Genomic DNA, 12819 nt, shown 5'->3' on the forward strand with positions numbered 1-12819 from the left:
GCCCCGCCGGCGAGGAGTACGGCTCACTGGGTGGGCCCACTGCGGCGGTGACGCGACTCCAACTCTCCCCGGAGCCGCGTCACCGCCGGTGGCGTTTACTGTGGGTCGTGCACACCAGGACAGTGGCGATCCACTACGTGCGCGCGGCGCTCCGCGCGTGCCCGGAACCGTCCGTCGTCCTGCTCGGTGCGGGCATTCCCCAGAGCCTCCTCGCGGACGACCGTGCGCGTGTCACTCCCGCTCAGTACACGAAGTTCATCCAGACGCTGTGGGAAGTCCTCGACGACGAGTTCATGGGCTTCGGCCCGCGGCCGTCGAAGCGCGGCACGTTCGCGATGATGTGCCTGCTCGCCGTGCACTGCCCGGACCTCGAGTCGGCGCTCAAGCGAGGCCTGGCGTTCTACGCGCTCTTCGACGAGCCGCTGGAGCTGGCGCTCGACGGCGGCCGCTTCACGCTGCACGTGTCCGGCGACCCCGACCACTTCCTCACCGAGTCGCTTCTCGTGCTGTGGCACCGCTTCTCGTCGTGGCTCATCGGCCGCCGCATCCCGTTGCAAGGGGCCGAGTTCGGTTATCCGGAACCGGCGCACGCCGCCGAGTACCACCTGATCTTCGGGTGCCCGCTGCGGTTCGGCGCGCCCGTCACCACGATCGCGTTCGACCCGAAGTTCCTGCGCATGCCCGTCGTGCAGGACGAGGCGGCGCTGAAGCGGTTCCTGCGGCACTCGCCGGCGGACCTGTTGTCCCGCCGGGACCACGGCGCGGACACGTCGGGCCACGTGCGACGGCTGCTCGGGCGAGGGGTGACCGGGCTGGAGGCCGTGGCGGCGCAGCTCGGGGTGTCGGCGCCGACGTTGCGCCGGAGACTGGCGGCCGAGGGGACGTCGTTCCGCGAGGTGCGCGAGCAGCTGCTGCGCGACCAGGCGGTGGCCTCGCTGGTGCGGGGCGGGGAGTCGGTCGAGGAGTTGGCGCTGCGCCTCGGGTTCTCCGAGGCGAGCGCCTTCCACCGGGCCTTCAAGCGGTGGACCGGGTCCTCACCCGGTTCCTACCGCGCCTAGAACTTGTCGCGCTCCCGCAGCGACGCGGGCGGGCGGAACCGCTCCCCGTACGTGTCGGCGAGGTAGTCCGCGCGTTCCACGAACGCCTGCACGCCGTAGGAGTTGACGAACTGCAGCGTGCCACCGCTCCACGGCGCGAACCCGAACCCGAAGATCGAGCCGATGTTCGCGTCCGCCACCGACGTCAGCACGCCCTCATCCAGGCACCGCACGGTTTCCAGCGACTGCACGAACAGCAACCGGTCGCGCACGTCCTGCTCGGACACACCGGCGTCGGCCTTCGCGTACCGGGTCGTGAGCTCGGGCCACAGGAACTTCCTGCCGCCCTCGGGGTACTCGTAGAACCCCGCGCCGGTCGACTTCCCGCTGCGGCCCAGCGACACCAGCTCACGGATCAGGTCGTAGGCCGGGCTCTCCGACACCAGCGACGGGTCGTCGGCGAGCGTCTGGTCGTGGATCTTCAGCTGCAGCGACAGCGTCACCTCGTCCGACACCGCCAGCGGGCCGACGGCCATGCCGGACTTCTTCGCGACGTTCTCGATCAACGCCGGTGCGACGCCCTCGGCCAGCATCGTGATCGCCTCGATCACGTACGTGCCGAACGTGCGGGAGGTGTAGAAGCCGCGCGAGTCGTTGACCACGATCGGTGTCTTCCCGATCTGCCGCACGTAGTCCAGCGCGCGCTGGAGCGTCTCGTCGGACGTCTTCTCGCCGCGGATGATCTCCACGAGCCGCATCTTCGGCACGGGCGAGAAGAAGTGCAGGCCGATGAACCGCTCCGGTGCCGTGACCGCCGACGCCAGACCGGTGATCGGCAGCGTCGAGGTGTTGGACGCGATCACCGCGTCCGGCAAAGCCTTCTCCTCGGCCGCGGGCAGCACCTTGTTCTTGAGCTCGCGGTTCTCGAAGACGGCCTCGATGATCAGGTCGCAGCCCGCGAGGTCGTCGTCGGAGTCGGTCGGCGTGATGCCTTCCAGCCCCTGAGCGCCCTTCTGGGCACCTTCGAGGCTGACGTCCTTCAGGACGACCTCGATGCCCGCTTTCGCGGACACCTCGGCGATTCCGGCGCCCATCATGCCCGCGCCCAGCACGCCGAGCTTGGCCACACGACGTCCCGTGGCGGACGCGCGGCCGTTGACCTCGTTGAGGTTGAACCAGAACGCCGTGATCATGTTCTTGGAGACCTGGCCGGAAGCCAGTTCCACGAAGTAGCGGCCCTCGATCTTCAGCGCCGTGTCGAAGTCGACGTAGGCACCCTCGACGGCCGTCGCCATGATCTTCTCCGGCGCCGGGTACACGCCGTGCGACTTCTTGCTCAGCACGGCCGGAGCCGCCGCGAGCAGGCCGTAGCTGTTGGGGTCGCCGAACTTCAGGTCCGGCACGCCCGCGCCCTGCACGTCCCACGGCTGCGACGGCGCCGGGTTCTCCTTGATCCACGCGCGGGCCTCGGAGATCAGCTCCTCGCGCGTGTCCACGACCTGGTGCACGATTCCGGCCTGCAGCGCGCGTTCCGGCCGCAGCTGCTTGCCCTCCATGAGCAACGGCAACGCCTTCTGCACGCCCAGCAGGCGCACCATGCGCGTGACGCCACCGCCGCCGGGCAGCAGGCCCAGCGTCGCCTCGGGCAGGCCGACGCGGATGCTGTTGTCGTTCAACAGGATCCGGCGGTGCGAGGCCAGCGCGATCTCGAACCCGCCGCCGAGCGCGGTGCCGTTGATCGCCGCGACGACCGGCTTGCCGAGCTTCTCCAGCCGCCGCAGCTGCGACTTGAGCTCCTCGACGCCTTCCAGCGCCTGCGAGGCGTTCTCCGGCGTGATCGCGATCAGGACGTTCAGGTCGCCACCGGCGAAGAACGTCTTCTTGGCGGACGTGATGATCACGCCGGTGATGTCGTCGCCTTCGAGCTTCGAGACGGCGTCACCCATCAGCTCGCGGTACTCGTCGTTCATCACGTTGGCGGAGCCGGACATGTCCATCGTCAGGGTGACGACGCCGTCCTCGTCCTTGTCGTAGTGGAACGGCATGCCTCAGACCCTCTCGATGATCGTCGCGATACCCATGCCGCCGCCCACGCACAGCGTGGCGAGCCCGCGGCGCAGGTCCCGGCGCTCCAGCTCGTCCAGCAGCGTGCCCAGGATCATGCAGCCGGTGGCGCCCAGCGGGTGGCCCAGCGCGATCGCGCCGCCGTTGACGTTGACCTTGTCCTCGGGGATGTCCATGTCCCGCAGGAACTTCAGCACGACCGACGAGAACGCCTCGTTGACCTCGAACAGGTCGATGTCCTCGACCGAGAGCCCTGCCTTGTCGAGCGCCTTGCGCGCGGACGGCGCCGGTCCGGTGAGCATGATCGTCGGCTCGGTGCCCACGACGGCGACGGACACGATCCGGGCGCGCGGGGTCAGGCCGAGAGCCTTGCCCGTCGCCGCCGAACCGATCAGCATCGCCGCGGCGCCGTCGACGATCTGCGACGAGTTGCCGGGCGTGTGCACGTGGCTGATGCGCTCGACGGTGGGGTAGCGGTCGATCGCTACGGTGTCGTAGCCGAGGTCGCCGTGGAACTGGAAGCTGGGCTTCAGCCGGCCCAGTGACTCCACTGTGGACTCGGGACGGATCGTCTCGTCCTCCTTGAGCACCACCGTGCCGTTCTGGTCGACGACCGGCACGACGGACCGCTCGAACCGGCCGTCCTTCTGCGCCTCGAACGCGCGGGCGTGCGACCGGGCGGCCCACGCGTCGACGTCCGTGCGGGAGAAGCCCTCCAGCGTCGCGATCAGGTCGGCGGACACGCCCTGCGGCACGAACGACAGGTCGAAGTTCGTCTGCGGGTCGATCGCCCAGGCGCCACCGTCGGAGCCCATCGGCACGCGCGACATCGACTCGACGCCGCCCGCCACCACCAGGTCCTCGAACCCGGACGCGACCTTGGCCGCGGCGAGGTTCACCGACTCGAGGCCGGACGCGCAGAACCGGTTGAGCTGCACCCCGGCCGGGCGCTGGTCCCACCCGGCGGCCAGCACCGCGGTGCGGGCGATGTCGCCGCCCTGTTCACCGAGCGGGGACACCACGCCGAACACGACGTCGTCCACCGCGGAGGTGTCGAGGGAGTTGCGTTCGGACAGCGCGCGCAGCACACCGGCGGCCAGTTCGACGGGCTTGACGCTGTGCAGCGACCCGCGCTTTCCCTTGCCGCGCGGCGTGCGCACCGCGTCGAAGATCAAGGCTTCGCTCATGGGACCACGCTAGGCCCGCGCGTGGGAGCTGGCCATGACCGTGGAGGGTGACCGATTAGCTCACCCGGAACTCCATGTGCTCGGGTTCCTCGGCGTCAACGAACCCCAACCGGCCGTAGAGGCGTCGCGCGGGCACGTTGTGGTCGTACACGCGCAGCCGCACGACCCTCCAGCCCTCCTCGGCCGCCCACGTCAGAACCGTCCTGACCAGGGTTTCCCCGACCCCTCGGCCGCGATGGGAGTCCCGTACCCACATCGAGTAGAGGTAGAGGCCCCTGGGTTCCGCGGTCGCGGCGACCAGGGCGACCGGGCGGGGATCGAGCGCGACGAGCTTCAGGCCCTCCGCCGCGCGCGCACGCCAGTCGTTGTCGCTGTACCTCTGCTCGCGGGCCAGTGTGGAGCCGAACTCCTCGGGGTCGCTGGCCAGTGCGTCCAGGCGGGTGTCGCGCCAGAGCTCCCAGTCGCCGGGCGTGACCTGGTGGATCTGCATACCCGTCAGTCTGTACGACCGGGGTGGGAATTTCGCTCAGTTTTTCCGGGTTGCGCAGGCGCGGCGGTCATGGCGTGGATCACCGCCCGGTGGTTTCGTGGACCGCATGGCAGAGCGTCGATCGCGGTGGATGGACAGTGACCTGGACCAGTTGCGCCAGCTCGCACGCACGTTCTTCGAAAAGGAGGTCACACCGCACGTCGAGCGCTTCGCCGAGCAGAAGCAGGTCGACCGCGAACTGTGGCGCAAGGCCGGTGAGCTCGGCCTGCTGTGCCTGAGCATCCCGGAGGAGTACGGCGGCGGTGGCGGCACCTTCGCGCACGAGGCCGTGTTGCTGGAGGAGCAGGCACGGGCCGGCGACAGCGCGTGGGGCAACAGCGTCCACAGCGGCATCGTGGCCCACTACCTCAACTCCTACGGCTCCGAGGAGCAGAAGCAGCGCTGGCTGCCCAAGCTCGCGTCCGGCGAGTACGTCGGCGCGATCGCCATGACCGAACCCGGCGCGGGCTCCGACCTGCAGGGCATCCGGACGAAGGCGATCAGGGACGGCGACGAGTACGTCATCAACGGCTCGAAGACGTTCATCACCAACGGCGTGCACGCCGACCTGGTGATCGTCGTGGCCAAGACCGACCCGGCGCAGGGCGCCCAGGGCATCTCGCTGCTCGTCGTCGAGAACGACATCCGGCGCGGCCGCGTGCTCGACAAGGTCGGCATGAAGGGCCAGGACACCGCCGAGCTGTTCTTCGACGACGTCCGCGTGCCCGCCTCGAACCTCCTCGGGGACGCCGAAGGGCTCGGGTTCATCCAGCTCATGCAGCAGCTGCCGCAGGAACGGCTGATCATCGGCGTCTGCTGCATCGCGGGCATCGAGGCGGCCGTCGACGTGACGCTCGAGTACGTGAAGGAGCGCACGGCGTTCGGCAAGGAACTGATGAAGTTCCAGAACACCCGGTTCAAGCTCGCCGAGTGCGCCACCGAGGCGTCGGTGACCAGGGCGTTCATCGACGAGTGCGTCGAGAAGCACCTCAAGGGCGAGCTGGACATCCCGACCGCGGCGATGGCGAAGTGGTGGGCCAGCGACCGGCTGGGCAAGGTCGTCGACGAGTGCGTGCAGCTGTTCGGCGGCTACGGCTACATGAACGAGTACCCGATTGCGCGTGCCTGGTCCGACGCCCGCGTGCAGCGGATCTACGGCGGGACGAACGAGATCATGAAGGAAATCATCGCGAGGTCCCTGTGACCACTCCTTCCGGGACCGGACCCCTCGCGGGCCTGCGCGTCGTCGAACTCGCGGGCCTCGCGCCCGCGCCGTTCGCCTGCATGGTGCTCGCCGACCTCGGCGCGGACGTGATCCAGGTGCACAAGCCGGGCAGCGTGCAGACGATCCCCGGCGACTTCCTCGGCCGCGGTCGCCGCTCGATCGCGATCGACACCCGCAAGCCGGAAGGCGCCGAGCTGGTCCTCGGCCTCGTCGAGCGCTCGGACGTGCTGGTCGAGGGCTTCCGGCCGGGCGTCACCGAACGGCTGGGCATCGGCCCGGCGCAGTGCCTCGCCCGCAACCCGCGCCTTGTATACGGCCGCATGACCGGCTGGGGCCAGGACGGACCCCTGGCCGACCGAGCAGGCCACGACATCAACTACATCGCCGTCGCGGGCGCTCTGGAGCCCCTCGGCCGGGCCGGCGGGCCGCCGTCGTTCCCGATCAACCTGCTCGGCGACTTCGGCGGGGGAGGGCTGCTGCTGGCCCTCGGCGTGCTCGCCGCGCTGTACGAACGCGAGCGCTCAGGACGTGGCCAGGTGGTGGACGCCGCCATGGTCGACGGGGCGGCGTTGCTGACCACGTTCCTGCACGGGATGCGGTCCGCGGGCATGTGGCCGGGCGGGCGCGGCGAGAACATGCTCGACGGTGGAGTGCCGTTCTACGACGTCTACGAGGCCGCGGACGGGAAGTACGTGGCGATCGGCGCGCTGGAGGAGAAGTTCTACGCGGACCTCGTGCGCGTGCTGGGCTTGGAGGACGCACCCTCGCGCAACGATCCGGCGAACTGGCCTGAGCTGCGGGAACGAATCGCGGCGGCGGTGAAGACCCGGCCGCGGGACGAGTGGGCCGACCTCGCGCGGGACACGGACGCGTGCCTGGCGCCGGTGCTGACCCCTGCCGAGGCGGCACGGCATCCGTACAACGAGGCGCGCTCCACTTTCGTGGACGTGTCCGGTTCGCGGCATCCGGCGCCGGCGCCTCGCTTCGACCGGACTCCCGCGGCCGTTCCCACGGCTCCGGTTTCAGCCGGGACGAACACCGGGGAAGTGCTTGCCGACATGGGTGTGGCGGATGCCCGGATTATGGAACTGCGGCGGTCTGGAGTAATTGGATGAATGTTCGGGTGTGCATTAATAACGCCACGAGGGCGTGACGGTGCGTGATGGGGGACGATCGGCATCCGGGTGAGGGCCGGTGCAACAGTCTCTCTTCCAAGCTGTGGGATGCGAGGGGGTCGTGTTTCACCTCGTGCCCAGGACATCGGCGCTGTTGACGCCCTTCTTTAGCCGCCATTCGGGTGACGTTGGCCGCTGTGCAGGCGTGCGCCGCTGGCAGAACCTCGAAGGAGTTTGGCGTGGTCGTTGTTCATCGCAAGGGTGAATGAGGGACCATGACGGGTGACACGGGCGGTCCGCCGCCCGACCTGTGAACCACACGGACGGAGAGGTACCTGTGAACCTCAAGAAGGTGCTAGTGCTGGCGGGCGTCGCGCTGGTGCTGTTCCTCCTGATCACCCGGCCGGAAGAGTCCGCTTCGGCGGTCCAGACGGCTCTCGGCTGGCTGCGGGAGGGCGCGGAGTCGATCATCACCTTCGTCAGGAGCCTCTTCGGGACGGCGACCCCTCTGAGCTAGTGACAGCCGGTGATCCTCGGCCATCTGCGTTGAGCCGGATGGGTGGAATGAGGCCAATCACGCACTGGTAACGGGTGTTCTGGGGATTCAGGGTCTGGCGATTGTCAGACCTACCGAATACCTTCCGCTGCAATGGCCGATCCCCGACCGACGAGGAGGCACATATGGTCGAGGACTCCGGGGTCCACGAGCTGTTGCAGCAGTGGGCGGCTGAACGGTCTGATGACGCAGAGATGCAGGAGGTGAACCGGATCAAGAACGCATGGCTCGCGGAGGCTCCCCCCTCGGCGCCAGGCATCCCCGTGCAGCGGGGAGGCAGGAGCGGGCCGCGTGGCTTGGTCAAGGTCGACTCGGCGGATCCGGCCTACGTGGCCGCGATGCGCAAGCGGGCGCCGGAGGCACCCGAGGCACTGCTCGCCGCCGCGGCGAGCTACTGGCAGCTGGTGGGCGACGTCGCCGAAGCCGAGCAGTGGTGGGACGCGGGCATCAGCCCGCTGGACCAGCGCGCGCTCGACTACCGCGCCGCCGGCCTCTCTCCTGCCGACCTCGGTCGGCGCCTGGGACCGATGACGGTTCTCCAGCACCTCCGCCGCGGTTCTGCCGCAGCCTGGTGCGTCGCACGTCTGCAGAGGCAGCGCCGGGACGGCGTGGCGTAGTGGGAACGGGGCTCCACGATTGGGGCCCCCATGTTCGCCGAATGCGCTCACCTCGATCGTTCCGCGTGTTCTGTGGGGGCCGAGCCCCCACGCCCCAGCCGGGGGCAAGCCCTCGGACCCTCACGGGGTGGCCTCCGTCAGGAGGCCTCACCCAAGTAGTCTCGGGGTCGTGCGCGGCCTCCTTACTCCCCAACGTGTGCTGATCGCGTTCGCCTGTCTGGCGGCGCTGGTCGTCTGTTGCGGGCTCGCGTGGTGGCAGTGGCAGCGCTTCGAGTCCGCCAGCGGCACGTTCCAGAACCTCGGATACGTGCTCCAGTGGCCGCTCTTCGGCCTCTTCCCCCTCTTCATGGTGTGGCGTTTCCGCCGTTTGATGCGCCAGAACCGTGACGCGGATCTCGCAGCCGAGCCGGTTGCGCCCGCTCCTGCGCCGGTAGCTACCGTTGACGCCGTCAAACCCGCGCCTGTCGAACACTTCGACGACGAAGAAGACGCGGAGCTCGCGGCCTACAACCGCATGCTCGCGGACCTCAACGCGCGGGACGGTCGTTGAGCGAAGGCGGGCAGATGAAGGGTGCGTTGACCCGGTTCAGGGTCATGGCTTACGTGGTCGGAGTCTTCCTGCTGCTCCTGGTCGTGGCCATGGTGCTCAAGTACGCCGCGGACATGGACGGCGCGATGAAGGTCGTCGGCCCGATCCACGGCTTCCTCTACGCCATCTACCTGGTGATTTCCGTCGACCTGGCGCTGAAGCTGCGCTGGTCGATCAAGGGCACCGCGCTGGTGCTGGTCGCCGGCACGATCCCGTTCCTGTCCTTCTGGGCGGAGCGCAAGGTGGTCGAGAAGACCGCTCAGGGCGTCCCGCTGTGACGTTTGGCCTGCTAGCGTCTGGGGCTACCAACTGAACACGGCCGTCGATGTCGCGCGGGAGAGCTCCCTTCGGTGGGGGCGCCGAAGGAGCAACTCCTCCCCGGAATCTCTCAGGTACAAGTACCGCGCGACGAAGGCAACTCTGAAAAGCAGGCTCATCAGCAGCCTCGCCCACGGTGCAAGCCACTTCGGTGGTGAAGCTCTCAGGCTCATGACAGAGGGGGAGGCTCGCTCTAGTGAGGAGTCTCCGATGGACCGTGTCATTCTTCTGATGCCTCAGCCGGCCGCGTCCGGCTCTTCGGCGCACCCTGGAGGAGCGTTCTGATGTCCCGCCTCACGCCTCTGAACGCCGAGCACGAGCAGCTCGGCGCGATGTTCACCGACTTCGCGGGCTGGCGGATGCCGCTGCGCTACTCGTCCGAACTCGCGGAGCACCACGCGGTGCGCACGACCGCGGGCCTGTTCGACCTCACGCACATGGGTGAGATCGTCCTGACCGGACCGCAGGCCGGCGAGGCCCTCGACTACGCGCTGGTAGGCCACATCTCGGCACTGGCCGTCGGCAAGGCGCGCTACACGATGATCACGCAGGCCGACGGCGGCGTGATCGACGACCTGATCGTGTACCGCCTGGGTGACCAGGAGTTCATGGTCGTCGCGAACGCCTCGAACGCCCTCGTCGTCGCCGAGGCGCTGGTCGAGCGCGCAGCCGGGTTCGACACCGTCGTGGCGGACAAGTCGACCGACTACGCGTTGATCGCGATCCAGGGCCCGAAGTCGGTCGAGATCCTCTCCGGCCTGACCGACACCGACCTGTCGACGGTCAAGTACTACGCCTCGTACCCGTCCACCGTGGCCGGTGTCGACGCGCTGCTCGCCCGTACCGGCTACACCGGCGAGGAGGGCTTCGAGCTCTTCGTCGCGCCCGCCGACGCGCCCGCGGTCTGGGCGGCGTTGCTGGGAGCAGGTGAGGCGCACGAGCTCAAGCCGTGCGGTCTCGGCTGCCGCGACACGTTGCGCCTCGAAGCCGGGATGCCCTTGTACGGCAACGAACTGACGACGTCGCTGACGCCTTACAACGCGAACCTGGGCCGCGTCGTGAAGCTCGACAAGCCCGGCGACTTCGTGGGCCGCGACGCGCTGACCAAGGTCGCCGAGTCCGGGGTGGACTCGGTCCTGGTCGGACTGAAGACCCCTGAGCGCCGTGCCCCGCGCCACGGTTACGCGGTGCTCGACGGCGACCAGGTCGTGGGCGAGGTGACGTCGGGCGCGCTGTCCCCGACCCTCGGCTACTCCGTCGCCATGGCCTACGTGTCGAAGGCCAGTGCCGAGCCCGGCACCTCACTGCTGGTGGACGTCCGCGGCAAGAAGCAGCCGGTCGAGGTCGTCGCACTTCCGTTCTACAAGCGCGCCAAGTAGGGAGATCCTCCAGATGTCCGACCAGTTCAACGCTTCCCTCGCGGAGTACGACCCCGAGGTGGCCGAGGCCGTTGCGGCCGAGCTGGCTCGCCAGCAGGGCACGCTCGAGATGATCGCCTCGGAGAACTTCACGCCCGTCTCGGTGCTGCAGGCCCAGGGCTCCGTGCTCACCAACAAGTACGCGGAGGGCTACCCCGGCCGTCGCTACTACGGCGGCTGCGAGCACGTGGACGTCGTCGAGCGCCTCGCCATCGAGCGCATCAAGTCGCTCTTCGGTGCCGGCTTCGCGAACGTCCAGCCGCACTCGGGCGCGCAGGCCAACGCGGCCGCGATGTTCGCACTGCTCCAGCCCGGCGACACGATCCTGGGCCTGGACCTCGCGCACGGCGGTCACCTGACGCACGGCATGCGCATCAACTTCTCCGGCAAGCTCTACAACGTCGTGCCGTACCACGTCGCGGACTCGGACGGCCGCGTCGACATGGCCGAGGTCGAGCGCCTGGCGCAGGAGCACCGGCCGAAGCTGATCGTCGCCGGCTGGTCCGCCTACCCGCGCCAGCTGGACTTCGCCGAGTTCCGCCGCATCGCGGACTCGGTCGAGGCCTACCTGATGGTCGACATGGCGCACTTCGCCGGCCTCGTCGCCGCCGACCTGCACCCGTCGCCCGTGCCGCACGCGCACGTCACGACGACCACGACCCACAAGACCCTCGGCGGTCCCCGTGGCGGCGTGATCCTGTCGAACGAGGCCGACATCGCCAAGAAGATCAACTCGGCGGTGTTCCCCGGCCAGCAGGGCGGCCCGCTGGAGCACGTGATCGCGGCCAAGGCGGTGGCGTTCAAGCACGCCGCCTCGCCGGAGTTCGCGGACCGCCAGCGCCGCACGCTCGAGGGCGCGCGGATCCTGGCCGAGCGCCTGTCGCAGGCGGACGTCGCCGCGGCCGGCGTGAAGGTGCTGACCGGCGGCACGGACGTGCACCTCGTCCTCGTCGACCTGGTCAACTCCGAGCTGGACGGCAAGCAGGCCGAGGACGTGCTGCACCAGATCGGCATCACGGTCAACCGCAACGCCGTTCCGAACGACCCGCGGCCGCCGATGGTCACGTCCGGTCTGCGGATCGGCACGCCGGCGCTCGCGACCCGCGGGTTCGGCGAGGTGGACTTCACCGAGGTCGCCGACGTGATCGCGGAGGCCCTGAAGCCGGGCGCGGCGGTCGACGAGCTGCGTGCGCGCGTCGAGGTGCTGGCGGCGAAGCACCCGCTGTACTCCACGCTCTGACGCTGAACGACGAGGGGCGCCACCGGAAATCCGGTGGCGCCCCTCGTCGTTGGTGACCCGAGAGCGAAACGACGGGAACCCCGGCCCCTTCCCCAGGGCCGGGGTTTCACCGTGTCAGGGTGATGTGTGTTTCAGATGGACCGTCCTAAAGGGATGCTGTGGGGTTACGCAGCGGGGGCCGTGACACCGGGGGGCAGGCACTCCACGTTGCGCTTGCCGTCGGGCTGGATGACGAACCAGGTGCCACCAACGCCCTGGCCCTTCCAGGCGCCCGGCTTCGGGTCCTGCGAGTAGGTGTAGAGAGGCCAGCCGTCGATGGCGACCTGCTTCTTGCCGTCAGCGCGGGTGATCAGCGAGACCAGCTTCGCGTCGACGCCCTCGACCTGCGGAACCGTGTCCGCCATCAGCGGCGGCCAGGTGACCGCGCACTGGTTGTTGCAGTTCGACTTGCCTTCGGGCTTCGGGGTGTCCTTGTCGAAGCGGTACAGGGTGCGGCCATCGCCGTCCTGGACCACGAGGCCCATCTTGTCGACGGGCTTGCCGACCAGCTTCAACGTGCTGACCGGGGCTGCTGCGGGGGGCTGCGCCGCCGGGGGCTGCGCGGCCGGAACTTCCGGGGCCTGCTGCTGGACAGGGGCTTCGGGGGCCTGCGCGGGCTCCTGGAGTACCGGGGGCTGACCCACGTCGCCGTAGTCACCGAGGACGCCCAGGTCGGTTTCGGTTTGTGCCACCGGCTTGGAGTTCGTGCCACTGCCAGTGGCGCTCCAGACACCCAGACCCAGCACAACTGCCAGTCCCGCGGCGAGCCCGATGGCAATGCGGTTACGTCGGATCACACTCATGTCCTCCTCGTCCATCCGTTCGCTCTATCCAGGCCATACGGCCCGGGTTGCGTCTCGGTTCAGAAACGAACCGAACCTCGTC

13 protein-coding genes and 2 riboswitches are annotated in these 12819 nt (G+C 69.0%); of the genes, 9 read left to right on the forward strand and 4 right to left on the reverse strand.

The window, feature by feature from the left end; translation table 11 throughout:
* Positions 1–107 precede the first annotated feature (107 nt).
* Positions 108–1058: an AraC family transcriptional regulator gene (locus tag LX88_RS13090; protein WP_258948033.1), complete on the forward strand. Its 951-nt coding sequence runs from the start codon at positions 108–110 to the stop codon at positions 1056–1058.
* Here the strand turns inward: LX88_RS13090 and LX88_RS13095 are convergent.
* From LX88_RS13095 to LX88_RS13105, 3 genes are read right to left on the reverse strand one after another with little or no spacing between them, the layout of a single operon-like run.
* Positions 1055–3082 carry a 3-hydroxyacyl-CoA dehydrogenase NAD-binding domain-containing protein gene (locus LX88_RS13095; RefSeq protein ID WP_258948034.1) on the reverse strand — a complete coding sequence of 676 codons (2028 nt, stop codon included), beginning with the start codon at positions 3080–3082 and terminating at the stop codon, positions 1055–1057. The genes LX88_RS13090 and LX88_RS13095 overlap by 4 nt on opposite strands.
* Before the next feature lie 3 nt (positions 3083–3085).
* Positions 3086–4288 carry an acetyl-CoA C-acetyltransferase gene (locus LX88_RS13100; protein ID WP_030476972.1) on the reverse strand — a complete coding sequence of 401 codons (1203 nt, stop codon included), beginning with the start codon at positions 4286–4288 and terminating at the stop codon, positions 3086–3088.
* A 55-nt stretch (positions 4289–4343) separates the two neighbouring features.
* Positions 4344–4778: a GNAT family N-acetyltransferase gene (locus LX88_RS13105; RefSeq protein WP_258948035.1), complete on the reverse strand. Its 435-nt coding sequence runs from the start codon at positions 4776–4778 to the stop codon at positions 4344–4346.
* A 106-nt stretch (positions 4779–4884) separates the two neighbouring features.
* Between LX88_RS13105 and LX88_RS13110 the strand changes: the two genes are divergently transcribed.
* The 8 genes from LX88_RS13110 to glyA all read left to right on the forward strand — a co-directional run bounded on the left by LX88_RS13110 (position 4885) and on the right by glyA (position 11895).
* Positions 4885–6021 (forward strand): acyl-CoA dehydrogenase family protein, encoded by a 1137-nt coding sequence (locus tag LX88_RS13110; protein WP_258948036.1) that lies wholly within the window; start codon positions 4885–4887, stop codon positions 6019–6021.
* A complete protein-coding gene (locus LX88_RS13115; protein WP_258948037.1) occupies positions 6018–7157 on the forward strand; it encodes a CaiB/BaiF CoA transferase family protein in 1140 nt (379 codons plus the stop codon). The genes LX88_RS13110 and LX88_RS13115 overlap by 4 nt, the downstream gene beginning before the upstream one ends.
* 337 nt (positions 7158–7494) lie before the next feature.
* On the forward strand, positions 7495–7674 hold the full coding sequence (locus LX88_RS13120; protein WP_258948038.1) for a hypothetical protein: 180 nt from the start codon (positions 7495–7497) through the stop codon (positions 7672–7674).
* 164 nt (positions 7675–7838) lie between these two features.
* A complete protein-coding gene (locus tag LX88_RS13125; protein WP_065916950.1) occupies positions 7839–8330 on the forward strand; it encodes a hypothetical protein in 492 nt (163 codons plus the stop codon).
* Between the two features lie 196 nt (positions 8331–8526).
* On the forward strand, positions 8527–8880 hold the full coding sequence (locus tag LX88_RS13130; protein ID WP_258948039.1) for a hypothetical protein: 354 nt from the start codon (positions 8527–8529) through the stop codon (positions 8878–8880).
* Between the two features lie 14 nt (positions 8881–8894).
* The gene (locus tag LX88_RS13135) at positions 8895–9197 is read left to right on the forward strand and encodes a DUF3817 domain-containing protein (protein WP_090067618.1); all 303 of its coding nucleotides are present in this window, start codon (positions 8895–8897) and stop codon (positions 9195–9197) included.
* A 45-nt stretch (positions 9198–9242) separates the two neighbouring features.
* Positions 9243–9333, forward strand: a riboswitch (glycine riboswitch).
* Position 9334: 1 nt separating this feature from the next.
* Positions 9335–9422: riboswitch (glycine riboswitch) on the forward strand.
* A 99-nt stretch (positions 9423–9521) separates the two neighbouring features.
* Complete coding sequence (gene gcvT, locus LX88_RS13140; protein WP_258948040.1) at positions 9522–10616, forward strand: glycine cleavage system aminomethyltransferase GcvT; 1095 nt, start codon at positions 9522–9524, stop codon at positions 10614–10616.
* A 13-nt stretch (positions 10617–10629) separates the two neighbouring features.
* The gene (gene glyA / locus LX88_RS13145; RefSeq protein WP_258948041.1) at positions 10630–11895 is read left to right on the forward strand and encodes a serine hydroxymethyltransferase; all 1266 of its coding nucleotides are present in this window, start codon (positions 10630–10632) and stop codon (positions 11893–11895) included.
* A 164-nt stretch (positions 11896–12059) separates the two neighbouring features.
* On the opposite strand, the gene LX88_RS13150 is transcribed toward glyA, so the two are convergent.
* On the reverse strand, positions 12060–12731 hold the full coding sequence (locus tag LX88_RS13150; RefSeq protein WP_258948042.1) for a COG4315 family predicted lipoprotein: 672 nt from the start codon (positions 12729–12731) through the stop codon (positions 12060–12062).
* Positions 12732–12819: the final 88 nt, after the last annotated feature.

Source organism: Lentzea californiensis (assembly GCF_024648825.1).
Lineage (GTDB): Bacteria > Actinomycetota > Actinomycetes > Mycobacteriales > Pseudonocardiaceae > Lentzea > Lentzea californiensis.

Coding starts and splice junctions, on each gene's coding strand:
- LX88_RS13095 (WP_258948034.1), bottom strand. CDS start 3,082: ATGCCGTTCCACTACGACAAGGACGAGGACGGCGTCGTCACCCTGACG.
- LX88_RS13100 (WP_030476972.1), bottom strand. CDS start 4,288: ATGAGCGAAGCCTTGATCTTCGACGCGGTGCGCACGCCGCGCGGCAAG.
- LX88_RS13105 (WP_258948035.1), bottom strand. CDS start 4,778: ATGCAGATCCACCAGGTCACGCCCGGCGACTGGGAGCTCTGGCGCGAC.
- LX88_RS13110 (WP_258948036.1), top strand. CDS start 4,885: ATGGCAGAGCGTCGATCGCGGTGGATGGACAGTGACCTGGACCAGTTG.
- LX88_RS13125 (WP_065916950.1), top strand. CDS start 7,839: ATGGTCGAGGACTCCGGGGTCCACGAGCTGTTGCAGCAGTGGGCGGCT.
- LX88_RS13135 (WP_090067618.1), top strand. CDS start 8,895: ATGAAGGGTGCGTTGACCCGGTTCAGGGTCATGGCTTACGTGGTCGGA.
- gcvT (WP_258948040.1), top strand. CDS start 9,522: ATGTCCCGCCTCACGCCTCTGAACGCCGAGCACGAGCAGCTCGGCGCG.
- glyA (WP_258948041.1), top strand. CDS start 10,630: ATGTCCGACCAGTTCAACGCTTCCCTCGCGGAGTACGACCCCGAGGTG.